Origin of the sequence: Neisseria oralis, from assembly GCF_045062685.1 — a bacterium.
GTDB classification, from domain to species: domain Bacteria; phylum Pseudomonadota; class Gammaproteobacteria; order Burkholderiales; family Neisseriaceae; genus Neisseria; species Neisseria oralis.
On record NZ_JBJGEB010000003.1, the window covers coordinates 155879 to 181866 of the forward strand.

Genomic DNA, 25988 nt, shown 5'->3' on the forward strand with positions numbered 1-25988 from the left:
ATGTTTTGGTTTTCCGGCAAGTATTTAGTATGATTTAATCAGTATTATCTAGTTCCTTAGGGCTAGAATCAAGTAGCAGCTTGTAACGGAAAGCCGCCGATTATAGCGGATGCACTTATTTCCCGATACGAGGTGCGGCAATGCCGTCGCGGGGAATAACCGTGTCCGCCATATCATTGCATCTGAGGCGGGAGGCCGTCTGAAAAGTCCTCCACAATCTTTCAGACGACCTTATAATCTCCTCCAATCCGTTCAGTTTCGATATTTTTCAATCCGCCATGTTCTACCTCTACCAATCCAACCGCCTCGAATCGCTAGCCGCCCTGTTTGCCGGAATCCAAAGGGTCAGGCCGCTTGAGTCTGCTTTGGTGGCGGAACAGATTGTGGTGCAGAGTCAGGGGATGCGGCGTTATTTGAGTGTGTATCTGGCGCGCGAACTGGGGGTGGCGGCGAATTTGCAATTCAGCCTGCCGGCGGGTTTGACGTGGCAGTTGATGCAGAAGCTGATTCCCGATATTCCCGCGCTCAGTCCGTTTTCGCCGGAGGTAATGCGCTGGCGGCTGTTGGATTTGTTCCGCAGCGAGCGTTTTCAGACGGCCTCTGAATTTGAAAACGTCCGCTCTGTCTTGCAAAGCTATTTGGGCAGCGGCGTGTCGGCGGATTATCAGTTGGCGGGGCAGTTGGCGGATATTTTCGACCAGTATTTGGTGTACCGACCGCAGTGGATTGATGCTTGGCAGGAAGGCAAACTTCTGGGGCTGGGCGAGGACGAGGTCTGGCAGGCGCAGCTTTGGCGCTATTTGGACGACGGCAACCAATCCGCGCCGCACCGTGTGGCGCTGTGGGAAAAGCTGCTGTCGTCTTTGGATAAGGCGCATCTGCCCGAGCGTTTTTTCGTGTTCGGCATTTCGACGATGGCGCCGATGTATTTGCAGCTTTTGCAGAAAATTTCGGAACATTGCGATGTGTTTGTGTTCGCGCTCAATCCGAGCGGCCAGTATTGGGGCAATGTGATTGAGGCGGCGCAGCTTTTGAAGGGCGGCGACGATGCGGATTTGTCGCAGACGGGGCATCCGCTGTTGGCATCGCTGGGTAAGCAGGGGCGTGATTTTTTTGATTTTCTGACGGAAATCGGCTTGGAGGAGCAGCCTATGTTTGAAGAGGTTTCAGACGACACGCTGCTGCATTGCCTGCAAAACGACATTCAAAACCTGCGGATGCCGTCTGAACACAGCCGCGCGGATTTGCTGGACGACGGCTCCGTCCGTATCGTGTCGGCACACAGCCCCCTGCGCGAATTGCAGATTTTGAAAGACAAGCTGTTGCGGATTCTGCACGAACATCCCGACTGGCAGCCGCACGATATTGCCGTTTTGACGCCGAACATCGAGCCGTACAGCCCGTTTATCGAAGCGGTGTTCGGGCAGGCGCAGGGCGGGGCGCAGGCTTTGCCGTATTCGGTGTCGGACGTGAAACTCAGCCGCCGTCAGCCGCTGCTTTACGCGCTGGAGCAGACGCTGGATTTGCTGGAAAGCCGGTTTGAAGTCGATAAAGTGCTGCCGCTGTTGGAAAGCGGTTTGGTGCTGCGCCGTTTCGGGCTGACGGCGGACGATTTGCCGCTGCTGCACGACACCATTGCCGAATTGAATGTGCATTGGGGTTTGGACGGAACAATGCGCGGTGCGGCGGACAATCTGTTCACTTGGCAGCAGGCGTTGGAACGCATCGTGTTGGGCTGGATGCTGCCCGACGACGGCAGCCCGCTCTGGCAAAACGTCAGCGCGTGGCACGGCGATGTCAACCGCCTCGATGTATTCGGCCGCTTTGCCGCCTTCATCCGCACGCTGTCCCGCCTCGCCGCCGAGTGGCGTAAACCCGCAGCGGCGGAGGAATGGACTGAACGCTGCCGCGATTTGGTGCAGTCATTGTTCCTGCCCGATGCCGACGACCAATACGCCTTGCAGCAGTTCGAGCAGGCGTTGGCAAAATGGCAGGAAGAAACCGCGTTGGCAGGCTTTCGCGGCACTTTGCCGCAACATACCGTCATCCGCCACATCCGCCGTTTTTTGGGTAGCGAAAGCCAAGCGGGATTCCTGCGCGGCGGCATCACCTTTTGCAGCATGGTGCCGATGAGGAGCCTGCCGTTTAAAGTTATCTGCCTCTTGGGTCTGAACGACGGCGATTTCCCGCGCAACACCAAAGCCGCCGTGTTTGACCTGATTGCCCAACATCCGCAAAAAGGCGACCGCGCCCGCCGCGACGACGACCGCTACCTCTTCCTCGAAGCCATCATCAGCGCGCGCGACATCCTTTATCTCTCCTACGTCGGCCGCAGCATCCGCAACGACGACGAACTCGCCCCGTCCGCCCTCGTCAGCGAACTCATCGACACCATCGCCGCCATGACCGGACGGCGCAGCAAAGAGCTGGCGGAACACTGGGTCGAACAACACCCCCTGCAACCGTTTTCACACCGCTATTTCATCGCAGACAAAATTTCAGACGACCTCTTCAGTACGCGGCAGGACTACGCCGAAGCCCTCAACCGCCCGCGCGAACAGGCGCGTCCGTTTTTCAGCGAAGCCCTCGAAGAAAACAGCCCCGCACCGACCGTCTGGCAGGACGACTTCATCCGCTTCTGGAAAAATCCCGTCAAAGCATGGCTGCAACAAACCCTAGGCTGGCGCGAACCCTACCGTGACGAAGCATGGGAATCCGCCGAACCCTTCGAGCCGCAACGCGCCGACAAAATCGCCGCCGCCTACCTCGACGCCCGCCGCCACAACCAAGACTTTCAAGAAACCGCCGTCCGCCTCGACGCCGAAAGCCTGTTGCCCGCCGGTGAACTGGGTAAATTGTGGCAGCAGAATTTCCAAGCCGCAGCCAAACGCATCGACAGCGAATTGCTGCAAAGCCCCAAACTGCCGCCCTTCGCCTACGAAATCCCGTTCGACGGGCAAACCCTGCAAGGCAGCCTCGGCAACCTGTACCAATGCGGACAAGTGTTCTACCTCGACCGCAAACCCAACGCACCGCAACGCATCGCCCTCCTGCTCGAACATTTAATCTTTTGCGCGGTAGGGTCGTCTGAAACCGAAACCCGCCAAACCCATATCGTTCAGCCTGAAGAAACAACGCTTTATCCCGAAATATCCGGCAGCCAAGCGCAACAAATGCTGCAAAAATGGCTGACGTTCTTCAACCTCGGACAAACGCGCCCGCTGCCTTTCTTCGCTAAAACCAGCCTCGCCGCCGCCGAAGCTTATGGCAAAAAACAGAACTGGGAAGATGCCCTGAACAAAGCCAAGGAAAGCTATCACGGCAACAAAGTCAGCAAAGGTCAAAAAGACTATACCGAAGTCGAATTGGTCTTCGGCGACGAAGACGCCGGGCCGATAGAGGGGGTATTGTTCCGAAGATTAACGGAGGAATTGCTGGCGCCGCTGTTGGACGCGGTGGAAAACAGTCAATCGGCAGAAAAGGCCGTCTGAAAATGTTTCAGACGGCCTGAAGAGGAATAGACGGGGGTCAGAAATCGAAACTGCCTTGTTCGGGTGCCGCGTTGTCGGGCCGTTCGAGCAATTCCAGTTTGCGGTTGCGGATTTTGGTTTTCCGCATTCCGATCAAACGCATGACTTGGTGTTTTTGCTCATCGGTCATGTCCAACCAGTAGAGCCTCTCTTCGCGGCTGCGCAGGCAGCCTTTGCAGTAGCCTTTGGCGTTCGCTTCGCAAACGCCGATGCAGGGGCTGGGGATGTTGAAGAAGTCGGGCTGTTCCATAGAGGTGCGGTGATATGTTGTCTGTTGTTTTTTATGGATTATAGTGGCAGTCGGAGCATGCGGAAACCGTTTTTCCACCGTTTATGGTATAGGCCGTCTGAAAAAGGTTTTCAGACGGCCTCGGCAGTTTATAGGTTTCAAACTGTTTGCGAATATTTCGCTTTGGTTTCTTTGTGGCGCAGGTGGTAGTCGAACACCATGGCGATGTTGCGTATCAGGAAGCGGCCTTTGGGGGTAACTTTCAGCCCGTGCGACGAGAGGCGGACAAGCCCCAGTTCCGCCAGTTGCTGCAAATCGGCCAGTTCTTCTTTGAAGTAATGGCCGAACGGTATGCCGAATACGCTTTCATAGGCGCGGTAGTCCAGGGCGAAACGGCACATCAGGTCCTGAATGACGGTGCGGCGCAACAGGTCGTCCTGATTGAGCTGATAGCCGCGCATGACGGGCAGGTGGCCTGCGTCTATGGCGGCGTAGTAGTCGTCGATGTTGCGCTCGTTTTGAGAGTAGGTGCTGCCGATTTTACCGATGGAAGATACGCCGATAGCCACCAAATCGCAGTCGGCATAGGTGGAATAGCCTTGGAAATTGCGTTGCAGCAGGCCTTCCCGCAGAGCGACGGAGAGTTCGTCGTCGGGTTTGGCGAAATGATCCATCCCGATAAACACATAGCCGCGGCGGGTCAGGGTTTGGACGCAGTATTGCAGCATGTCCAACTTTTCTTCGCTGCCGGGGACGGCGTCGGTGTCGATACGGCGTTGCGGTTTGAAAATATGCGGCAGGTGGGCATAGTGGTAGAGGGCGAGGCGGTCGGGGTCGAGCGACAATACGGTGTCGATGGTGGTTTTGATGCTTTCGGCGGTTTGATGCGGCAGGCCGTAAATCAAATCGACGCTGACGGATTTGAATCCGGCTTCGCGGGCGGCATCAATGACTTCTTTGGTTTCTTCGTAGCTTTGGATGCGGTTGACGGCGGCCTGTACTTTCGGATCGAAATCTTGGATGCCGACGCTCATGCGGTTGAAGCCGAGTTTGCCGAGCATGAGTACGGTATCGCGGCTGACTTTGCGCGGGTCGATTTCGATGGAGTATTCTCCGTCGGGAATCAGTTGGAAATGTTTGCGTATCATATGGAATACGCGTTCAAGCTGGTCGTCGCTCAGGAAAGTCGGAGTGCCGCCGCCGAAATGCAGTTGGGCGAGCCGGTGCCTCCCGCCCAAGTGAGGGGCGAGCAGTTCCATTTCTTTTTCGAGGTATTCGATGTAGGCATCGGCGCGGCTTTTGTCTTTGGTGATGATTTTGTTGCAGCCGCAGTAGTAACAGATGGTGTTGCAGAAGGGAATGTGGATATAGAGCGACAGCGGTTTGTTGAGCGCGCCGATGCCGCGCAGTTCGAGTGCTTTGACATATTCGGTTTCACGGAAGCCGTCGTGGAAGCGGTCGGCGGTTGGGTAAGAGGTATAGCGCGGGCCCGTAGCGGGCAGGCTGGCTATCAGTTGGCGGTCGAATTCCGGTTCTTCATTGTTTTTAATGGAGATTATTTTCATGGCACGGTATTGCGTTTTATATAGAAATTAATGAATTAGTCAAAGTTTCAGTAGTTTGATAGAATGCCGCATTATGATAAACCTGCCTCGGTATCAGTCAATACCTAAATATGCTCCGAATGCAGAAGTTTTATAAAAAAGGTTGTCCGTTATGACCACACACAACGCTTCCCATCAGGTGAAAACTTTGTGTTCCACCTGCTCGCTGCGCGAGCTGTGCTTGCCTGTCGGATTGATGCCGAACGAATTTTCCCAGCTTGATGCGGTAATACGTCAAAGCCGCCGTTTGAAAAAAGGCGAATTTCTGTTCCGCGCCGGAGAACCGTTTACTTCACTTTTTGCTATCAGGGCCGGTTTTTTCAAAACCACCGTCGCCAGCCAAGATGGGCGGGATCAAGTAACCGGTTTTTTTATGTCGGGCGAACTTATCGGGATGGACGGCATTTGTTCGCATACGCACAGTTGCGACGCGGTCGCATTGGAAGACAGCGAGGTATGCGAACTGCCTTTCGGCCATATCGAAGAGTTAGGACAAAACATCCCCAGCCTGCAAACCCATTTTTTTCGCCTGTTGAGCAGGGAAATCGTGCGTGATCAAGGCGTGATGCTGTTGTTGGGCAATATGCGTGCCGAAGAACGCTTGGCCGCTTTCCTGTTGAACTTGTCCAACCGCTTGTATTCACGCGGATTTGCCGCCAATGACTTTATCTTACGCATGTCGCGCGAAGAAATCGGCAGCTATCTCGGCCTGAAGTTGGAAACCGTCAGCCGCACATTATCGAAATTCCATCATGACGGCTTGATAAAAGTCGAACACAAACATATCAAGATTTTGGAACCTCAGGCATTGAAGAAAATGGTGTCGGGCTGTACACATGCGATGTAAGTCAGAATGAACAATGGTTTCAAAAAGGCCGTCTGAAATTTTGTTTTCAGACGGCCTTTTTGAAACCATTTTGCAAACAGGTACATTGCTAAATCGAATAATCTTCCACAATCGGAGAATAAAGAATGCGGTCAACCGCTTCACGGTTCAATTTGGGGGCAAACAGATTGATAAAATCGTATGTATAGCCCCGCAAATAAGTATCGGACCGCAAGGCAATCCATGTTGGAGACGGTTCGAAAAGATGGGCTGCATCGATTAGCTGTAAATCTTGGTCGGCCTGCGGGTTATAAGCCATTTTTGCCATAACGCCCACGCCCAACCCCAGTTTGACATAGGTTTTTAAAACATCCGTATCCGCGGCAGACAATGCGACGGCAGGCTGTTCCAAACGGGCTCTGGCAAAAGCGCGGGCAATACTGCTGCCATTGTTAAAAGCAAATTCGTAAGTAACCAAGGGGAAAGAAGCTAAATCTTTCAAGCTTAAAGGATGGCGGCAATCAAGCAGCGGGTGGTCTTGCGGCACAATAACGGCATGGTTCCATTCGTAGCAGGGCAATTTGCACAATTCGGGATGGTCATCAATAGCTTCGGTGATAATGCCGATATCCGCTTCCCCTCCGCTAACCATTTGGGCAATCGCCGAAGGGCTGCCCTGCTTGATGGTTAACTGCACTTTGGGATAGCTCCGAACGAATCGGGCCACAATTTCCGGCAACGCATAACGTGCTTGCGTATGAGTGGTCGCAATGGTCAGCGAACCACTGTCATGGTCGGTAAATTCACTACCGATATTTTTGATATTCTGCACGTCGCGCAAAATCCTCTCGGACAGTTCCAAAACAGCCTTACCGGGCTGAGACACTGAAACTACGCGTTTACCGCTGCGGATAAAGATTTGGACGCCCAGCTCCTCTTCCAACAAGCGGATTTGTTTGGAAATGCCGGGCTGGGAGGTAAACAACGCATCCGCGGCTTCCGATACGTTCAGGTTGTGGCGGAAAACTTCTAGAGCATAGCGGAGCTGTTGTAATTTCATGGCAGTTTGCGTTTGTAGGTTTTGTACGACAGAAGCGTGTAATTTAGCATATTTTGTACAAGTTTGCCCGCAAACGCTTTTATAGAAAAAAAGTTTTTGTTTTTGCGCGAACTATCTTTTTTGATTATGAAAATTAAATTTAATTTGTTATATTTGTTGTTGTTTTTGTACAACGATAGCATGTTCAGCAGTTCGTTTTATCCGTAAATAAATGACACAGAGTTGATTTTTCGGCATGATTCACAATTAGGAAGCAGGCAGGTTTGTAATTGTTTAGCAGAGTTATGTATTGACAGTTTGTACTCGGCTTCTTTATAGTTCAACCTGATATATCCGATCTGCCGTCGTTTTGCATACTGCGGCCTGTATATTGGTAAGGTGCGGCGGCTGCTTCTCGTATCCGTTGCATAACAATTTTGATGAGGGAATAAAATGACCAAACAGCTGAAATTAAGCGCACTGTTCGTTGCCTTGGTTGCTTCAGGCACCGCTATGGCCAGCGAAGCGCATACCAAACATGGTTATGTTGTAAGCAGCCAGTCTCAAGAAGTCGTCCGTAACAACTACGGCGAGTGTTGGAAAAGCACTTACTTTGACAAAGAAACACAAGGTCGTATTGAGTGTGGTGATGCCGTCGCCGTAGAGCAGGCTCCTGAATACGCTGAAGAGACTGTGTCGTTGTCTGCCAAAACATTGTTCGGCTTTGACAAAGATATTCTGCGTCCTGAAGCTAAGGAAAGTCTGAACGCTTTAGCTCAACGTTTGAGCAATTCTAATGTGGAAAGCGTACGCGTTGAAGGTCATACCGACTTCATGGGTTCGGAACAATACAACCAAGCGTTGTCAGAGCGCCGTGCCAATGTAGTGGCAAATTACTTGGTTAACCAAGGTGTTGCGTCCAACAAGATTTCCGCTGTTGGTTTGGGTGAATCTCAAGCTCAGATGACTAGTACTTGTGAAGCTGAAGTTGCCAACTTGGGCAAAAAAGTTTCCAAAGCCAAACGTCGTGCGGCTCTGATTGCATGTATTGAACCCGATCGTCGTGTAGACGTGAAAATCCGTAGCATTATTACCAAACAAGTTGCTCCGGGACAAGTACAAGGTGAACGTCCGGCTACTGACGAGGGATGGATTCCTAGTCCGTACAATGGTGTACACGGTTACGCTAAACCTTAATTGTGCAATTGATAAACAAGACCCCGCTGTTCTGGCGGGGTCTTTGTTTATTTATTAAGACATGTGGCGGTAAAAAACGGCTGGGGAATCGGTTTACGTTATGATTGAATAATATAAGTATAATAACAAGGTATCTTTAAGTTTGTTGTTTTGGAGGAAGTATAGTATTAATTGTGTATAAGGAAACACTATGGATATTTTATAATTAATTTAATTGTTATTTGTTTTGTAATGTGATTTACTTTTACGAATGATATAAATGACAGAGTTTGATTTTATTCGCCGTTACCTAAAAAAGCAGCAGGACGATGCTCAAGTAGTATTGGGGATTGGTGATGATGCGGCAATTATCCGCCCGCAAGTCGGTTTCGATTTGTGTTTTAGTAGTGATATGCTTTTGAAAGGTAGGCATTTTTTTGCGGATGTTCAGCCTGATGATTTGGCTTGGAAAGTACTTGCAGTCAATATTTCCGATATGGCTGCAATGGGGGCTACTCCGCGTTGGGTTTTATTGAGTGTAGGATTACCGGAGCTGGATGAGAGTTGGCTGCATCGTTTTTGCAACAATTTGTTCGATTTGGCACAACGTTTCGGTGTAACTCTAATCGGAGGTGATACAACCCGTGGTGATTTGGTATTTAACGTAACGATTATTGGCGAATTGCCGACTGGAAAGGCATTGCGGCGTGATGCGGCAAAAGAAGGAGATGATATATGGGTATCGGGGCAAATCGGTTTGGCAGCGGCCGGTTTGAATCACTGTTTGGGGAAATGTGTTCTTACCGAGCAAATAGCAGAAAAGTGTAAAAAAGCGTTGCTAAGACCTATGCCGCGTGTAAAATTAGGGCAAAATCTGCTGTCTATCGCACACGCAGCCCAAGATGTTTCAGACGGCCTTGCTCAGGACGTCGGGCATATTTTAAAAGCATCGGCAGTCGGTGCGGAGCTTTGGGTAGATTCTCTTCCCAGTCTGTCTGAATTAAAACAATCATTATCTAGACAGCAATGGTTGGAATATACATTGTCCGGCGGTGATGACTACGAACTGGTATTTACTGCGCCCACCAGTTGTCGGAAGGCAGTTATTATGGCGGGAAAAGAAAGCGGTACGGCAGTAACGCGTATAGGTAGAATTACGGATACAGGCCGTCTGAAAATCATAAGTTCGGGTGGTGATGAAGTGAAATTAACTACACAGGGGTTTGATCATTTTGGCTGAATTTAAACCTGATTTTGCGTGGCTGAAGCAGCGTCCCTTGTGTTTTTTGGCATTCGGTTTCGGCAGTGGTTTAGCTCCCGTCGCACCAGGTACGTTCGGTACGCTTCCCGCACTTCCGATTGCCTTTGTCCTGTATTTACTGGGCGTAACCGGTTGGTGGTTAGCCGTATTATGTGTGGTCCTTTTCTTTTGGGGCGTTCGGATTTGCAGCCATACGGAAAGAGAGCTGGGCATCCAGGACTACGGCGGTATTGTGTGGGACGAAATTATCGCCATGCTACTGGTATTGGCTTTTGTCCCGTTCAGATGGAAATGGTGGCTGGCGGCGTTTGTGCTGTTCCGTGTATTTGATGCGGTCAAACCGTGGCCGATTAAATGGTTTGACGCGCGTATCCATGGCGGCTTAGGTATTATGTTAGATGATATTATTGCAGCATTTTTCACGTTGTTTGTGTTGAATGCGGTGATGTGGATCGGTTAAAAGGGTCGATCTGCAAAACGTGTCTTTGCAGTATATACAGGCAAGGCATGTGAATCGGGCAACCGGTTTTTATATTAAAACAAAACTATATTGATAAACTTACCATACGGGGTAAACCAAATGAATGAAATTGAAATTAACGTGAAACCGCGTTATGTGGCTGGTCAAAGTGATGTATATCGCGACCGTTATGCTTTCAACTATTTGATTACTATATGTAACCGCAGTGAAAACATTGTCACTCTGCGCCAACGCTTTTGGGAAATTACTGACGGACACGGTGAAACCGAGCAGGTTGGCAATTCGGGGTTGGTAGAAGAACAGCCCGTACTGTATCCGGGTGAAGAATATGAATACAACAGCGGTTCGCAGTTGAGTACGCCTTGGGGCAGCATAGAAGGTGCGTATGAATTTGAAGACAGTATCGGCGAGCGTTTTATTGTAGGGGTGCCGAAGCTGGAATTTAAAGCAGGCTTTACATTGCAATAAGAAACTCTGACAGGCCGTCTGAAATCTATTTTCAGACGGCCTGTTTGATTATTGGGAAGAACCGATAAAATCAACGTCCCAACATACGCGAAAGAACGTCGCGGCCTTGGGCACGGTGCACGGCCACCATCACGATATGGCCTGCCGCCAGTGCAAACATCAGCCAGCCGAGGTTGCCATGTACCATATTGCCGAGATTAGCCATCCATTCGATTTTTTCCGGCGATCCTTGCATGACTTGAATACCGAAGACTTTCAACGGACCGCGGCCGTTGCCGTATTGGCGGATCATGCCGATAACAGGTACGGCCAGCATTAACGCATACAAGGCCAAATGGCCGAGTTTGGCTGCAACACTGTCGGCAGGCGGGCGTTTGCGTGCATTCATCACGGCCCACAATAGACGCAAGACAATCAGCACAAGCAGCACGAAGCCGATGGATTTGTGGATACCGAACAATGCGCCGGCCCATTCCTCGCCGTCGTATATCGTCCATAAAGCGATGGTGATCAGGATGCCGGCGAAGCCGACCACCATCAGCCAATGCAGCAGGCGGCTGACGGTACCATAGTATTGGGAAGAATCTGGTTTCATAAGTGTTCCTTAAAGTTTTGTTGTAATGGCCCGGGCCCGATTCGCGCGGACTGTGCGTCGGCACATTTCGGGAAACGGTAGTTTAGAGAATTATCGCCGTCGAATAAACAGCAGATTGTTTGATAACGGAAAGATGTAGTACTTTTTTGGGAAAATTAATGATGAATCAGTCGGTTGGCCGGAGCGGTTTTGCAGGGTTTAACTGCTTCTCTATGTAATTTAACTTGAATATGGAATATGGCAATATCAGAGGCCGTCTGAAAACTCGAAATACGGCGGTTTAAACCGTTTACTTGTTTTCAGACGGCCTCTGACATGAAAACCGTTTAAATATCCAATTGAGCCGTATCGCCTTCGCGTTCCATCCATGCGCGGCGGGCGGCGGCTTCGCCTTTACCCATCAGTTTGACGAAGATGTCGCGTGTTTCGTCATCCGCGCCTTCGGGGATTTGTACCTGCAACAGGCGGCGGGTGTCGGGGTGCATGGTGGTGTCTTTGAGCTGGTCGGGGTTCATCTCGCCCAAGCCTTTGAAACGGCTGATGGAATAGGCAGTTTCTTTGACACCTTCTTTTTGCAGCCGTTCCAAAATGCTGTCGAGTTCGTTTTGGTCGAGGGCGTAGAATTTGCGGGCGGGTTTGCTTTTGCCTTGTGCGTTGACATCGACGCGGAACAGCGGCGGCTGGGCGACATAAATATGGCCGTCTGAAACCAGTTTGGGAAAGTGGCGGTAGAACAGGGTCAGCAGCAAAACTTGAATATGCGAGCCGTCCACATCGGCATCGGACAGGATGGCGATTTTGCCGTAGCGCAGGCCGCTTAAATCGGGATTGTCGTTGATGCCGTGCGGATCAACGCCGATGGCAACGGAAATGTCGTGGATTTCGGCGTTGCCGAAGAGTTGGTCGGGGTGGACTTCAAAGCTGTTGAGCACTTTGCCGCGCAGGGGCAGGATGGCCTGGGTGGCTTTGTCGCGGGCGAGTTTGGCGGAGCCGCCGGCGGAATCGCCTTCGACGAGGAAGAGTTCGTTTTCGCGGATGTCTTCGCTTTCACAGTCGGTCAGTTTGCCGGGCAGGACGGCGACGCCGCTGCCTTTTTTCTTTTCGATTTTTTTCACCGAACGCATCCGCGCTTGTGCTTGTCGGATGGCGAGTTCAGCGATTTTTTTGCCGAAGTCTACGTTTTGGTTCAGCCACAATTCCAAAGGGTCGCCCGATACGGCGGCAACAAGTTTCAACGCGTCGCGGTTGGTCAGTTTGTCTTTGGTCTGACCTTGGAACTGCGGGTCGAGGACGCGGGCGGAGAGGACGAAGGCAGTTTTGCTGAACACGTCGTCGCTTTGCACTTTCACGCCGCGCGGTAAGAGGTTGTGCAGATTGATGAAGTTGTTGACGGCGTTGAACACGGCTTGTTTAAAGCCTGCTTCGTGCGTGCCGCCCAGCGGGGTGGGGATGAGGTTGACGTAGCTTTCGTTGGCGCACGAACCTTCTTCCAGCCAAGTCAGGGCAAAGGCGGCGCCTTCGCCGATGCTGAAATCGCCGTTGTGGTCGTCTGAAATGTAGTTTTCGCAGGAGAACAGCGGCACGGCTTCCTGCGCGTCGGCAATCAGGTCGGTCAGATAGCTTTTCAGACCGTCGGGGTAATGCCAGGTTTGGGTGTGCGCTTCGTCTTCGCCTTTGACCGGACGGGTCAGGGAAACGCGCACGCCCGGCAGCAGCACGGCTTTGGCGCGCAGCAGGCGTTCGAGTTCGGGGATGCTGTAATTCGGGCTTTCAAAATATTTGCCGTCCGGCCAGACGCGCACTTCGGTGCCGCTGTCTTTGACGGCGCATTTGCCCACTTCCGCCAACGGTTCGACCACGTCGCCGCCGGCAAACACGATGCGGTGGATTTTGCCTTCGCGTTTGACGGTTACTTCGAGGCGGGTGGAGAGGGCGTTGGTGACGGATACGCCCACGCCGTGCAGGCCGCCTGAAAAGGCATACGCGCTGCCGCCGTCTTTTTTATTGAACTTACCGCCCGCGTGCAGACGGGTGAATACGAGTTCGACCACGGGCACGCCTTCGACAGGGTGCAGCCCGACGGGAATGCCGCGCCCGTTGTCGTGCACGGAAAGCGAACCGTCGTCGTGGATGCGCACGTCGATTTCAGTGGCGAAACCGCCCAACGCCTCGTCCGCCGCGTTGTCGATGACTTCTTGGCAGATGTGGGTCGGACTGTCGGTGCGTGTGTACATGCCGGGACGTTCTTTGACCGGCTCCAAGCCTTTGAGTACGGTGATACTTGATTCGCTGTATTGGTTGTTTTTAGTCATAGGGGAAGAGGTCGTCTGAAAGGAAGAACAACGCTTTCAGACGACCTGAAAGCGTTGCGTTTCGTTATTTTATCGGTTGTCAAAAGGCAGGCGCGCGGTAAAGTCTTCGTAGCTTTCCATGCCGCGCAGGAAGCGGGAGGAGAGTTCTTTCAATGCCCCCAAGTAAACGTCGCGTTTGAAATCAATCACTTCGTCAACGGGAGCCCAATATTGGTGCCAACGCCAGCCGTCAAATTCGGGATGGTGGCAGGCGCGCAGATTGATGTCGCTGTCGCGCCCGACCAGCCGCAAAAGATACCAAATCTGCTTCTGCCCGCGATACGAACCGCGCCATTCGCGGCGTACCCAGTGGCTCGGCACGTCGTAACGCAGCCAGTCGCGCGTGCGGCCGACGATTTTGATGTGTTGCGGCAGCAGTCCGACTTCTTCGTACAGCTCGCGGTACATGGCGGTTTCGGGGCTTTCGCCCGGCTTGATGCCGCCTTGCGGGAACTGCCAAGAATGTTCGCGCACACGCTTGCCCCAAAAGACTTCGTTGCGGTTGTTGATTAAGATGATACCGACATTGGGGCGATAGCCTTCTCTGTCTAACACGGTGTCGCCCTTCGTTAAATTCAATCGTGCGATTTTCCCATAAATCCGCCTGTTTTGACAAATCCGCGGTATTGTCGGCAAATTGCAAAAGGCCGTCTGAAAATTTTTCTGTTTATAGTGAAAACCATAGCGTCCGTTGTATGGCGAAGGAGTGATTTTTAACTGCTAAGATATTGCATCTGAAAGGTTTTTGCCGTTTAATGCGCACTTGCTGAACCAAGGGTTGCAAACGGGTTTCCGCCGCACCCCCACCACAGTTTTCCTTTTGTATGTGGCTCAGAACCCGGCTCGGGTTTCCACACCACCGCTGCAACAGCCTCAACAACCCTTAAACAAAAGGACTGTACCCATGAAGAAATCCCTGTTTGCCTCCCTGCTGGCTTGTCTGATGTTGGCAGCCTGCGGTGGTGCGGAACGTTCTAACGGCACTTCCGCCGCACCGTCAGACAAACTCAATATTTTCAACTGGTCGGATTATGTCGATCCGGACACCGTCGTTGCATTCGCCAAGTCCCGCCATATCAATATCCGCTACGACTACTACGACAGCAACGAATCGCTTGAAGCCAAAATCCTGACCGGAAAGTCAGGCTACGATTTGGTCGCGCCATCTATTGTTAACGTCGGGCGCCAAATCAAGGCCGGGGCGTATCGCGAAATCGACAAACAGCAGATTCCGAACTATCGAAACATCAATCCCGACCTGCTTGCAATGATGAATAAAGTCGATCCCGGCAATAAATACGCCGTTCCTTATTTTTGGGGCATTAATACGCTGGCTATCAATAAGAATATGGTCGCCAAAGCACTGGGTTCGGACAAGTTGCCGGAAAACGAATGGGATTTGGTGTTCAATCCCGAATATACCCGCAAACTCAAATCCTGCGGCATCAGCTATTTTGACAGTGCCATTGAACAAATCCCGTTAGCTTTGAATTATTTGGGTAAAGATCCGAACAGCGAAGACACCGAAGATATTAAAGCCGCCGTCGCTCTGATGAAAAAGGTGCGTCCCGACATCAAGCGTTTTACCTCGTCGGGTTATATCGACGATATGGCGGCAGGCAACCTTTGTGTTGCCATCGGTTACGGTGGTGATTTGAATATCGCTAAAAACCGTGCTGCCGAAGCGAAAAACGGCGTGGATATTCAAGTACTGGTGCCGCGCAACGGCGTGGGTATCTGGGTGGATTCATTCATGATTCCGCGTGATGCCGAGAATGTCGGAAATGCGTTGGCGTATATCAACTACACATTGGAACCGGAAGTGGCGGCGAAAAACGGCAGTTACGTTACCTACGCCCCGGCCAGCCAGCCGGCACGCAAACTGATGGATGCCAAATATGCCGACGATGCTTCTATTTTTCCGAGTAAGGAAATCATGGAAAAAAGTTTCATCGTCTCGCCGAAATCTTCCGTTGCAAGCAAACTCAGTGTCCGCTTGTGGCAGGGATTGAAAGCAGGGCGTTGAACGAAAATAGCGTTAGAGGCCGTCTGAAAAATGATTTTCAGACGGCCTTGGTAATTTTAAGTGGATTATAAAAATGGAAATGATAGGATGTTTACGCTTTGCCGAATCACTTAAGTAATTAACCCTATGTTTTTGCACACATCCAACGTGTTGGCTTTCGTTTTGATGAATATGCAGTAAAAATGCGCTTAAAAGAAAAAGCCAAGTTTTCAAACTTGGCTTTTCTGAATTTGGCTCCCCGACCTGGGCTCGAACCAGGGACCTGCGGATTAACAGTCCGTCGCTCTACCGACTGAGCTATCGGGGAAGAAGCGCTCATTATAGCGTCTGAAACGAAAGTGTCAACCGGATTGGTAATAAAAATTATGGTTTCTCTTTAATATTTTGAATATTAAATAAATTAATTTTTCAATGGTTGCAGGGGCCGTCTGAAAGAGAATCTTGTAAACCATTAATATTTGGCGCTGATTAATTTCCCATTTTTGAAAACCTGCTGTTGCATTACGTTTCCGTTGTAAGCGTAGGTTGTGAGAGAGCCGTTGTCGGGGATTGCTCGGAATAACATCAGTTGGTTGCGGCTCAAGGTATAAGGGTCGGTGCGCTTTTGGCCGTTGTCGCTATAAAAGTCTTGAACGATATAGTCTCCGCCGCGTTTGTTGATTAACTGGCGGTAATAACCGCCTTTGACCATGCCGTTGGACGTGTTGCCGTGGGTATCGAAATAGGTAATGATTTGTTCTTCAATGACCTTGATACCGCCGTTGTCCGACGATATACCGTTTTTATTTTTATCCAACCTAACGGGGAAGTTGATGGAAGTGCCCAATCCGACATGACGGCCGATGCCTGTGCCGACACCTAATCCAACCGACATGCCGGGCGTACCGACGGAGCAGGCGGTGAGGAGGAGTGCCAAGGCGGAGGATAAAACGGTATGTTTCATAATGATACCTTTATCAAATCAAACAGTTGTTTATTCAGTATAACGCTTTTTGCAATCCGCTTGGGTTAGCCTTAGTAAAGAACATCTGTGATGATGTGTTTGGGAGCGGTGTTTTCAGACGGCCTCAAGGGCTGATAAAACGCAAAAGGAAGAAACCGAGGTTTCTTCCTTTTGTATTTGAAGCCGAATATTTAACCGCCGAAGTCATCTAAGAGGATGTTTTCATCTTCCACACCCAAGTCTTTGAGCATTTTGATGACGGACTGGTTCATGATCGGCGGGCCGCACATATAGAATTCGCAGTCTTCCGGTGCTTCGTGGTTTTTCAGGTGGTTTTCGTAAACCACGTTGTGGATGAAGCCTGTGTAGCCGTCCCAGTTGTCTTCCGGTAGCGGGTCGGACAAGGCGACGTGCCATGTGAAGTTCGGGAACTCTGCTGCAAGTTGGTCGAAGTCTTCAACATAGAACATTTCGCGTTTGGAACGTGCGCCGTACCAGAAGGTGATTTTGCGTTTGGAGTTCAAACGTTTCAACTGGTCGAAAATGTGGGAGCGCATCGGCGCCATACCCGCACCGCCGCCGATGAATACCATTTCGGCATCGGTGTCTTTGGCGAAGAATTCGCCGAACGGGCCGGAGATGGTTACTTTGTCGCCGGGTTTGAGCGACCAGATGTAGGACGACATTTGTCCCGGAGGCGCATCGGGTACGCGCGGAGGCGGCGTGGCGATACGCACGTTCAGCATGATGATGCCTTTTTCTTCAGGATATGAAGCCATGGAGTAAGCGCGCAAAATCGGCTCGTCCACTTTGGAAACGTATTGCCACAGATTGTATTTGTCCCAGTCTTCGTGATATTCCTTAGGGATGTCGAAATCTTTGTAGGCAACGGTGTGCGGCGGGGCTTCGATTTGAATGTAGCCACCGGCGCGGAAGGGAACTTCTTCGCCTTCGGGAATGGCAAGCTTAAGTTCTTTAATGAACGTGGCTTTGTTGTCATTGGAGATGACGGTGCATTCCCATTTTTTCACGCCGAACACTTCTTCCGGTACTTCGATGTCCATGTCGGTTTTGACGTTGACCTGACAAGACAAACGGCATCCTTCGCGTGCTTCGCGCTTGCTGATATGGGACAACTCGGTCGGAAGAATGTCGCCGCCACCGCTTTTCACGACAACGCGGCATTGTCCGCACGAACCGCCGCCACCGCAGGCGGAGGGAACGAAGATGCCTTGGCTGGCAAGCGCGCCCAACAGTTTGCCGCCGGCGGGCATAGTCAGCTCTTTTTCATCATTGACTTTGATGGTGATGTCGCCCTCGCTCACCAGCTTGGATTTGGCAAACAGAATCATCAGTGCCAAAGCCAAGACGATGACGGTGAACATCACGATACCTAAGATGATTTCCATAGGTGTTCCTTTAATTCAAAAATATTTTTGGCTGCGCCAAATGGAGTTTCAGGTCGTCTGAAAATTCAGGCTTCGGCGTATCGGTTTAAATCAGGCGCAGTTTTACTGGGGATAAACTCGGTTATCGCGTAATCGGCAATACCTGCTTGGCGGAAAGGGTCTTCGCTAATGATACGTTCCACTTCGTCGCGTCCGGCGGCTTGGGCGATGATGATGCCGCCGGTGCGCGGTTCTTTCCGCCCTGAAAACAGAAATACGCCTGCCTGATAGTAGCGGTCTAAAAATTGGCGGTGGGCAGCCAAGTGCTGTTCTATTTGAGCAAGTTCGGCGGTGTAGGTCAGCGAAATGATAAACATGTTTTTCCTTCCGTTCTATTTTTCAGACGGCCTGAACGTTTTTACAACTGGATACCTGAAAACGACATAAACGCCATCGCCATCAGGCCGGCGGAGATGAAGGTGATGCCCAGTCCTTTGAGGCCTTTGGGAGCGTCCGAATATTTCATTTTCTCGGTGATGCCCGCCAAAGCGACAATCGCCAGCATCCAGCCCAAGCCCGCGCCGAAGCCGTACACGACGGATTCGCCGAAGTTGTATTCGCGCTGCGCCATAAATGAAACGGCACCGAAAATCGCGCAGTTTACGGTAATCAGCGGCAGGTAGATACCCAGCGCGTTGTAGAGGGCGGGGAAGAATTTGTCCAAGAACATTTCCAAAATCTGCACCAAAGCCGCAATCACGCCGATGAAGGTAATGAATTTCAGGAAGGTCAAATCCACGCCTTCGACAATCGCGCCGTCTTTGAGCAGCGAGTAAACGAGCTGGTTGGCTGGGACGGACAGGCCGAGTACGAAAGTAACGGCAACGCCCAAGCCGAATGCGGTGGATACTTTTTTCGATACCGCCAGAAAAGTACACATGCCCAAGAAGAAGGACAGCGCCATGTTTTCAATAAAGACGGATTTCACAAAAAGGCTTAAATAATGTTCCATGTCTTATTCCTCCGCCTGTTCGGGTTTCCATGTACGCAAACCCCAAATCAAAAAGCCGATGATAAAGAACGCGCTCGGTGCCAGCAGAAAGAGGCCGTTGGTTTGATACCAGCCGCCGTCCTGTACGGTTTGGAAAATGGTGTATCCAAAGAGTTTCCCCGAACCGATCAATTCACGGATGCTGGCGATGATAATCAGCATCATGCCGTAACCTGCGCCGTTACCGATACCGTCCACTAGGCTTTCCAGCGGCGGCTCTTTCATGGCGAAGGCTTCGGCACGCCCCATCACGATACAGTTGGTAATAATCAGGCCGACGAATACGGAGAGCTGTTTGGACAATTCGTAGGCATAGGCCTGCAACAATTGGTCAACCAGAGTAACCAGCGACGCGACAATCGCCATCTGCACGATAATACGGATGCTGTTGGGGATGTAGTTGCGCACCAGCGAGATGAAGAAGCTGGAAAAACCGGTTACCAAACTGACGGAAATACCCATCACGATGGCCGTCTGAAGTTTGGTGGTAACCGCCAGCGCCGAACAAATACCCAAGACCTGCAAGGCAATCGGGTTGTTATCGATAAAGGGTGAAAACATCAAATGTTTCAAGCGTTTCATATCAGCCATTATTGTGCTCCTGCTGATTTCAATTTGTTCAGGTAGGGGATATAGCCGTTTTCGCCGAACCAGTAGGCAAACGAACCTTGTACGCCTTTGGAAGTCAGCGATGCGCCGGAAAGGGCATCTACGCCATGTTCTTTGTCCGAGCTTCCGCCTTTGGAAACATGCAGGGCAAGTTTGCCTTGTTCGTCAAAGAGTTTTTTGCCGACGAATTTTTGTTGCCACAACGGATTGCCGATTTCTCCGCCCAAGCCCGGAGTCTCGCCTTGGTCGTAGTAGGTAATGCCGTTGATGGTATTGCCGTCGGGTTGGATGGCGACGAAACCGTACATGACCGACCACAAACCGTTGCCGTGCATAGGCAGGATGATTTGGCTGACTTTGCCGTCATCGCCTTTTACCAAATAAACTTCGGTGTATTTGGCGCGGCTTTTGATGCCTGCCAAATCGTCTTCAGGTTTGATTTGGATGCTTTGCGCGGGGTCTTTGGCGGCAACGCGTGCGCTGAAATCTTTCGGCGCGTCTTTCACATATTCGCCGGTCGCCAGATCGACCACGCGTTGTTCGATGCGGTCGGCGAAGGTTTTGCTGATGTCGGTATTTTTATCGAGCAAACCGGCAACGCTCAGGATGTAGCTTTGCTTGTCCTGAACCTTTTGCTTTTCCTGCACCGGTTTCAAGCCGACAACCGCGCCTGCCACGATGACCGAGCAAATCAGGCTGACCGCCAACACCACAATCAGCGTGCCGCTGAAGCTGTCTTTATCGAATTTCTTAGCCATTGCTGCGCGCCTTTCTGCGTTTGATGTTCGCTTGTGCGACGAAATAGTCGAAAATCGGGGCAAACAGGTTGGCAAACAGAATCGCCAACATCATGCCTTCAGGGTAAGCCGGATTGACCACGCGGATTAACACGCACATCACACCGATTAGCGCGCCGTACCACCATTTGCCGACATTGGTAAAGGAAGCGGAAACGGGGTCGGTCGCCATAAACAGCATACCGATGGCGAAGCCGCCGACGACCAGATGCCAGTACCAAGGCATGCTGAACATCGGGTTAGTGTCTGAACCGATGACGTTAAACAGCGAAGACATGGCAATCATACCGATCATCACGCCGGCAATAATGCGCCAAGAAGCGATGCGGGCAAACACGATAAACGCGCCGCCAATTAAAAGCGCCAAAGTGGATACTTCGCCGATGGAACCCGGCACATTACCGATAAACGCATCCATCCAAGTGATGGATTGATTGGTAACGGCATTTTTCAGGCCTTCTGAACCATTTGCCGCCCATTGCGCCAGCGCAGTTGCGCCGGAATAGCCATCAACCGCTGTCCAAACAGTGTCGCCGGTAATATTGGCGGGATAGGCAAAGAATAAGAAGGCACGGCCTGCCAGCGCGGGGTTCATAAAGTTTTTACCCGTACCGCCGAATACCTCTTTCGCAACCACCACGCCGAAGGTAATGCCCAAGGCAGCCTGCCACAGCGGCAGCGTAGGCGGAACGATTAAAGCGAACAAAATCGAAGTCACGAAGAAACCTTCGTTGATTTCGTGTTTGCGCACGGTGGCAAACAAGACTTCCCAAAAACCGCCGACGATAAATACGGTCGCGTAAATCGGCAGGAAGTAAATCGCGCCGAACAGCATTTTGCCCAACGCGCCCGCTTCAGACGACATATTGATGCCCAAAGCGTTGGCAAGGGCGTAATGCCAGTCGTTGGCGATGCTTTGTTGCAGCAAATCTGGCGTCAGCGCGCCGAATGCCTGCGCACCGACGTTGTACATACCGTAAAACATGGCGGGAAACAAAGCCAGCCACACCAAAATCATCATGCGTTTGGAGTCGAGCGCGTCGCGGACGTGTGCCGCTTTGCGCGTTACCGCGCCGGATGTGTAGAAAATCGTCGCCGCAGCTTCATAGAGGGCATACCATTTTTCATGCTTGCCGCCCGGCAGGAAGTGCGGTTCGATTTTTTCCAGAAAATGTTTCAAGCCCATAATCAGCCTTCCTTCTCAATGGTTTCCAGCACCTTGCGCAACAGCGGGCCGTATTCGTATTTACCCGGGCAGACGAAGCTGCACAAAGCGAGGTCTTCTTCGTCCAATTCCAAGCAACCCAAAGCCTGCGCGCTGTCGGTATCGCCGACGATTAAATCGCGCAAAAGCAAGGTAGGCAGGATGTCCAGCGGCATCACGCGCTCGTAAGTACCGATCGGTACCATGGCGCGGTCGCCGCCGTTGACGGCTGTCGTGAACTTGAAGAGTTTGTTTTTCAGGAAATGACCGAGGGTCGTACGCGTAATCGAGTATTTGTCCGGCTGCGGCGCAACCCAGCCGAACAGCTCTTTGCTGCGGCCTTCTTCGATAACGGAAATCTGATTGTGGTAGCGTCCCAAATAATCATGCGAGCCTTGCGCAATCGCGCCGTTCAATACCGAGCCGGAAATCACGCGGTTGTCCGCGTCAACCAATTCGCCGGCGGTAAGTTGAGACACCTTCGCACCCAAAACGGTACGCAAGAGGCGCGGTTTGTTGACTTGCGGGCCACCCAAGGCAACCACGCGCTCGGCGTTCAGACGACCTGTTACGAACAAACGTCCGATGGCAATCACGTCTTGATAATTGATGGTCCAAACGGTTTTGTTCGCACCGACTGGCTCGATGAAATGAATGTGCGTGCCGCTCAAACCTGCGGGATGCGGGCCGCCGAATTCGTGTGTTTCAATGGTGGCGGCGTTTTCAGACGGCACGTCCGCACCGGCTGCTTTACAAACATGGATTTTGCGTTCGGTCAGACGGCTCAACACCAGCAAACCTCGTCTGAAATCCTCGGCAGCCTCTTTGATAACGACCACAGGGTCTGCCGCCAGCGGATTGGTATCCATCGCATTGACGAAAATGGCGAACGGCTCGGCATCGACGGCAGGGATTTTGCTGAACGGACGGGTGCGCAGCGCAGTCCACAAACCGGATTGAATCAGATTGCGGCGCACTTCTTCGCCGCTTAAGTTTGCCAACGCATCGGGCGCGTAGCGTTCGAACTCGATTTCGTCATCGCCCTCAACGGCAATCACGACCGACTGAAGCACGCGCTTTTCGCCGCGGTGAATCGCAGCGATTTTGCCGGAAGCCGGCGCAGTAAACACCACGCCCGGATTTTTCTTGTCTTCAAACAGCACTTGGCCTTTTTTGACGGCATCGCCTTCCTTGACTTTCATCGAGGGGCGCATACCGGCATATTCTTCGCCAAGCAACGCGACTTCGGTAATGGCCGGACCGTCGTAAACGGCTTGCTCCGGTCTGCCCGCGATGGGCAGGTCTAGGCCTTTTTTGATTTTAATCATAGGGATGCGTTACTTTTGGTAGGTTAAAAACAGGGTTGCCGTCTGCATCGGTGCATCGCGGCGGAATGGGTTGGCCGAAAATGCACCGGCCGGCCGGATTGAACAGCCCTGAAGGGCTGTTTTTAATGCGGAAAAAATCGATTGATTTTACAGGAGGAACCATGATTTTGCCAAATTGGCCGGAGAAAATCCCATTTAGGTGTGAATGAAAATTTTTTAACGGCTGTTTGGAATTTGCGTGATGCAGGTTTGCTGACGGATGTGGCCGCGCTAAGGGAATGCTGTTTTGATATTCCGATATAAACGAATTGTGTAGTCGAATGTATGCGGAAGCATTTTTCAGACGGCCTTATTTCCTGCCGCCGCTCTTGAATAACAGGCCGTCTGAAACCATATGAAACCAATATTCTTTATTTTGAGAGGTTAGAACCATGAGCAAAACCGTCCGTTATCTGAAAGATTACCAAACGCCTGCCTACCGCATTCTCGAAACCGACCTGCATTTTGACATTGCCGAACCGCAAACCGTCGTGAAATCCCGTTTGACGGTTGAGCCGCAGAGGGTGGGGGAGCCGCTGGTGTTGGACGGTTCGGCGAAACTTTTGTCCGTCAAAATCAACGGGGCGGCTGTGGATTATGTGTTGGAAGGCGAGACGCTGACGATTGCGGGCGTGCCGTCCGAACGCTTCACCGTTGAAGTGGAAACCGAAATCCTGCCGGCGGAAAACAAATCGCTGATGGGGCTGTATGCTTCAGGCGGCAATCTGTTTACCCAGTGCGAGCCGGAGGGCTTCCGCAAAATCACGTTCTACATCGACCGTCCGGATGTGATGTCCAAGTTCACGACCACCATCGTCGCGGACAAAAAACGCTATCCCGTTTTACTTTCCAACGGCAACAAAATCGACGGCGGCGAGTTTTCAGACGGCCGCCATTGGGTGAAATGGGAAGACCCGTTTGCCAAACCGAGCTATCTGTTTGCTTTGGTCGCGGGCGACTTGGCGGTCACGGAAGATCGTTTCACCACCATGAGCGGCAGAAACGTCAAAATCGAGTTTTACACCACCGAAGCGGACAAGCCCAAGGTCGGCTTTGCCGTGGAATCCTTGAAAAACGCAATGAAGTGGGACGAAACGCGCTTCGGTTTGGAATACGACTTGGATATTTTCATGGTCGTCGCCGTGGGCGATTTCAATATGGGCGCGATGGAAAACAAGGGTTTGAACATTTTTAACACCAAGTTCGTCCTCGCCGACAGCCGCACCGCCACCGATACCGATTTCGAAGGCATCGAATCTGTGGTCGGACACGAATATTTCCACAACTGGACGGGCAACCGCGTGACCTGCCGCGACTGGTTCCAGCTTTCGCTGAAGGAAGGGCTGACCGTGTTCCGCGACCAAGAATTTTCCGGCGACCGCGCCAGCCGTGCCGTGCGCCGCATTGAAAACATCCGCCTTTTGCGCCAGCACCAGTTCCCCGAAGACGCAGGCCCGACCGCGCATCCGGTGCGCCCCGCCAGCTATGAGGAGATGAACAATTTCTACACCATGACCGTTTATGAAAAAGGCGCGGAAGTGGTGCGGATGTATCACACCCTGCTCGGCGAAGAGGGCTTCCAGAAAGGCATGAAGCTCTATTTCCAACGCCACGACGGACAGGCCGTTACCTGCGACGATTTCCGCGCGGCGATGGCGGACGCGAACGGCATCAATCTCGACCAGTTCGCCTTATGGTACAGCCAGGCGGGCACGCCCGTTTTGGAAGCGGAAGGTCGTCTGAAAAACAATATTTTTGAGTTGACCATTAAACAAACCGTGCCGCCCACGCCCGATATGGCAGACAAACAGCCGATGATGATTCCGGTCAAAATCGGGCTGCTGAACCGCAACGGTGAAGCGGTGGCATTCGATTATCAGGGCAAACGCGCGACCGAAGCCGTGTTGCTGCTGACCGAAGCCGAACAGACCTTCCCGCTCGAAGGCGTAACCGAAGCCGTCGTTCCCTCGCTGCTGCGCGGGTTCAGCGCGCCGGTGCATCTGAACTATCCGTACAGCGACGACGACCTGCTGCTCCTGCTCGCCCACGACAGCGACGCCTTCACGCGCTGGGAAGCCGCCCAAACGCTCTACCGCCGCGCCGTCGCCGCCAACCTTGCCGCGCTTTCAGACGGCGTCGAGTTGCCGAAACACGAAAAACTGCTTGCCGCCGTCGAAAAAGTCATTTCAGACGACCTCTTGGACAACGCCTTCAAAGCCCTGCTTTTGGGCGTGCCGTCTGAAGCCGAACTATGGGATGGCGCGGAAAACATCGACCCTCTGCGCTATCATCAGGCGCGCGAAGCCTTGTTGGATACGCTTGCCGTCCACTTCCTGCCGAAATGGCACGAATTGAACCGTCAGGCGGCGAAGCAGGAAAACCAAAGCTACGAGTACAGCCCCGAAACCGCCGGCTGGCGCACGTTGCGCAACGTCTGCCGCGCCTTCGTCCTGCGCGCCGACCCCGCGCACATCGAAACCATTGCCGAAAAATACGGCGAAATGGCGCAAAACATGACCCACGAATGGGGCATCCTGTCCGCCGTCAACGGCAACGAAAGCGATACGCGCAACCGCCTGCTGGCGCAGTTTGCCGACAAGTTTTCAGACGACGCGCTGGTGATGGACAAATATTTCGCCCTCGTCGGCTCAAGCCGCCGTAGCGACACCCTGCAACAGGTACAAACCGCCCTGCAGCATCCAAAATTCAGCCTCGAAAACCCCAACAAAGCCCGCTCGCTCATCGGCAGCTTCAGCCGCAACGTCCCGCATTTCCACGCAGAAGACGGCAGCGGCTACCGCTTCATCGCCGACAAAGTCATCGAAATCGACCGCTTCAACCCGCAGGTCGCCGCCCGTCTGGTGCAGGCGTTCAACCTCTGCAACAAGCTCGAACCGCACCGTAAAAACTTGGTGAAACAAGAATTGCAGCGCATTCGGGCGCAGGAAGGATTGTCGAAAGACGTAGGCGAAATCGTCGGCAAGATTTTGGATTGAGGCCGTCTGAAAAATGCAAAAAAGGTCTGCGGACAGATGCCGCAGAC

At 52.1% G+C, this 25988-nt stretch carries 22 protein-coding genes and 1 tRNA gene; 8 read left to right on the plus strand and 15 right to left on the minus strand.

The window, feature by feature from the left end:
- Positions 1-278 precede the first annotated feature (278 nt).
- Positions 279-3491 carry an exodeoxyribonuclease V subunit gamma gene (gene recC, locus ACI43T_RS04100; protein ID WP_405385625.1) on the plus strand — a complete coding sequence of 1071 codons (3213 nt, stop codon included), beginning with the start codon at positions 279-281 and terminating at the stop codon, positions 3489-3491.
- 37 nt (positions 3492-3528) lie between these two features.
- On the opposite strand, the gene ACI43T_RS04105 is transcribed toward recC, so the two are convergent.
- Together ACI43T_RS04105 and hemN are read right to left on the minus strand one after the other, a co-directional pair.
- Positions 3529-3780 carry a DUF1289 domain-containing protein gene (locus ACI43T_RS04105; RefSeq protein WP_009174660.1) on the minus strand — a complete coding sequence of 84 codons (252 nt, stop codon included), beginning with the start codon at positions 3778-3780 and terminating at the stop codon, positions 3529-3531.
- A 137-nt stretch (positions 3781-3917) separates the two neighbouring features.
- Positions 3918-5324 (minus strand): oxygen-independent coproporphyrinogen III oxidase, encoded by a 1407-nt coding sequence (gene hemN / locus ACI43T_RS04110; protein WP_405385626.1) that lies wholly within the window; start codon positions 5322-5324, stop codon positions 3918-3920.
- A gap of 151 nt (positions 5325-5475) precedes the next feature.
- Here hemN and fnr point away from each other — a divergent pair, with 151 nt between their 5' ends.
- Positions 5476-6210 carry a fumarate/nitrate reduction transcriptional regulator Fnr gene (gene fnr / locus ACI43T_RS04115; RefSeq protein ID WP_009174658.1) on the plus strand — a complete coding sequence of 245 codons (735 nt, stop codon included), beginning with the start codon at positions 5476-5478 and terminating at the stop codon, positions 6208-6210.
- Between the two features lie 88 nt (positions 6211-6298).
- Here the strand turns inward: fnr and ACI43T_RS04120 are convergent, their stop codons facing one another.
- A complete protein-coding gene (locus ACI43T_RS04120) occupies positions 6299-7249 on the minus strand; it encodes a CysB family HTH-type transcriptional regulator (RefSeq protein WP_405385627.1) in 951 nt (316 codons plus the stop codon).
- A gap of 432 nt (positions 7250-7681) precedes the next feature.
- Here ACI43T_RS04120 and ACI43T_RS04125 point away from each other — a divergent pair, with 432 nt between their 5' ends.
- The 4 genes from ACI43T_RS04125 (at position 7682) to apaG (ending at position 10614) form a co-directional block, all read left to right on the plus strand.
- A complete protein-coding gene (locus tag ACI43T_RS04125) occupies positions 7682-8425 on the plus strand; it encodes an OmpA family protein (RefSeq protein WP_297956827.1) in 744 nt (247 codons plus the stop codon).
- Between the two features lie 259 nt (positions 8426-8684).
- Positions 8685-9644, plus strand: coding sequence for a thiamine-phosphate kinase (gene thiL, locus ACI43T_RS04130; protein WP_377079573.1), 960 nt, complete (start codon positions 8685-8687; stop codon positions 9642-9644).
- Entirely contained in the window at positions 9637-10125 is a 489-nt protein-coding gene (locus tag ACI43T_RS04135) for a phosphatidylglycerophosphatase A family protein (protein ID WP_377079572.1), read from the plus strand. The genes thiL and ACI43T_RS04135 overlap by 8 nt, the downstream gene beginning before the upstream one ends.
- A gap of 120 nt (positions 10126-10245) precedes the next feature.
- The gene (gene apaG / locus ACI43T_RS04140; RefSeq protein ID WP_039850985.1) at positions 10246-10614 is read left to right on the plus strand and encodes a Co2+/Mg2+ efflux protein ApaG; all 369 of its coding nucleotides are present in this window, start codon (positions 10246-10248) and stop codon (positions 10612-10614) included.
- A 70-nt stretch (positions 10615-10684) separates the two neighbouring features.
- Here the strand turns inward: apaG and ACI43T_RS04145 are convergent, their stop codons facing one another.
- The 3 genes from ACI43T_RS04145 to ACI43T_RS04155 all read right to left on the minus strand — a co-directional run bounded on the left by ACI43T_RS04145 (position 10685) and on the right by ACI43T_RS04155 (position 14115).
- On the minus strand, positions 10685-11209 hold the full coding sequence (locus ACI43T_RS04145) for a cytochrome b (protein ID WP_377079571.1): 525 nt from the start codon (positions 11207-11209) through the stop codon (positions 10685-10687).
- A 326-nt stretch (positions 11210-11535) separates the two neighbouring features.
- Positions 11536-13521: a DNA topoisomerase IV subunit B gene (locus ACI43T_RS04150; RefSeq protein WP_405385628.1), complete on the minus strand. Its 1986-nt coding sequence runs from the start codon at positions 13519-13521 to the stop codon at positions 11536-11538.
- 69 nt (positions 13522-13590) lie between these two features.
- Positions 13591-14115: an RNA pyrophosphohydrolase gene (locus tag ACI43T_RS04155; protein ID WP_003743450.1), complete on the minus strand. Its 525-nt coding sequence runs from the start codon at positions 14113-14115 to the stop codon at positions 13591-13593.
- Between the two features lie 349 nt (positions 14116-14464).
- On the opposite strand from ACI43T_RS04155, the gene ACI43T_RS04160 reads away from it, so the two are divergent.
- Complete coding sequence (locus ACI43T_RS04160) at positions 14465-15586, plus strand: polyamine ABC transporter substrate-binding protein (protein WP_314105236.1); 1122 nt, start codon at positions 14465-14467, stop codon at positions 15584-15586.
- 231 nt (positions 15587-15817) lie between these two features.
- On the opposite strand, the gene ACI43T_RS04165 is transcribed toward ACI43T_RS04160, so the two are convergent.
- The 9 genes from ACI43T_RS04165 to ACI43T_RS04205 form a co-directional block, all read right to left on the minus strand.
- A tRNA-Asn gene (locus tag ACI43T_RS04165) sits at positions 15818-15893 on the minus strand.
- 144 nt (positions 15894-16037) lie between these two features.
- Positions 16038-16529, minus strand: a complete 492-nt coding sequence (locus ACI43T_RS04170; RefSeq protein ID WP_377079595.1) for a NemA protein — start codon at positions 16527-16529, stop codon at positions 16038-16040.
- Positions 16530-16720: 191 nt separating this feature from the next.
- A complete protein-coding gene (gene nqrF, locus ACI43T_RS04175) occupies positions 16721-17938 on the minus strand; it encodes an NADH:ubiquinone reductase (Na(+)-transporting) subunit F (RefSeq protein WP_003741084.1) in 1218 nt (405 codons plus the stop codon).
- A 65-nt stretch (positions 17939-18003) separates the two neighbouring features.
- Positions 18004-18294 carry a YciI family protein gene (locus ACI43T_RS04180; protein ID WP_377079594.1) on the minus strand — a complete coding sequence of 97 codons (291 nt, stop codon included), beginning with the start codon at positions 18292-18294 and terminating at the stop codon, positions 18004-18006.
- Positions 18295-18335: 41 nt separating this feature from the next.
- A complete protein-coding gene (gene nqrE / locus ACI43T_RS04185; protein WP_003741087.1) occupies positions 18336-18929 on the minus strand; it encodes an NADH:ubiquinone reductase (Na(+)-transporting) subunit E in 594 nt (197 codons plus the stop codon).
- A gap of 3 nt (positions 18930-18932) precedes the next feature.
- Positions 18933-19559, minus strand: coding sequence for an NADH:ubiquinone reductase (Na(+)-transporting) subunit D (locus ACI43T_RS04190; RefSeq protein ID WP_009174648.1), 627 nt, complete (start codon positions 19557-19559; stop codon positions 18933-18935).
- Positions 19559-20335 (minus strand): Na(+)-translocating NADH-quinone reductase subunit C, encoded by a 777-nt coding sequence (locus ACI43T_RS04195; RefSeq protein WP_009311195.1) that lies wholly within the window; start codon positions 20333-20335, stop codon positions 19559-19561. Before ACI43T_RS04195 ends, ACI43T_RS04190 begins: the two co-directional genes overlap by 1 nt.
- Positions 20328-21560, minus strand: a complete 1233-nt coding sequence (locus ACI43T_RS04200) for an NADH:ubiquinone reductase (Na(+)-transporting) subunit B (protein WP_405385629.1) — start codon at positions 21558-21560, stop codon at positions 20328-20330. The genes ACI43T_RS04195 and ACI43T_RS04200 overlap by 8 nt, the downstream gene beginning before the upstream one ends.
- 2 nt (positions 21561-21562) lie before the next feature.
- The gene (locus ACI43T_RS04205) at positions 21563-22906 is read right to left on the minus strand and encodes a Na(+)-translocating NADH-quinone reductase subunit A (RefSeq protein WP_314107751.1); all 1344 of its coding nucleotides are present in this window, start codon (positions 22904-22906) and stop codon (positions 21563-21565) included.
- Between the two features lie 431 nt (positions 22907-23337).
- On the opposite strand from ACI43T_RS04205, the gene pepN reads away from it, so the two are divergent.
- A complete protein-coding gene (gene pepN, locus ACI43T_RS04210; protein WP_405385630.1) occupies positions 23338-25941 on the plus strand; it encodes an aminopeptidase N in 2604 nt (867 codons plus the stop codon).
- The last annotated feature ends 47 nt before the right edge of the window (positions 25942-25988 follow it).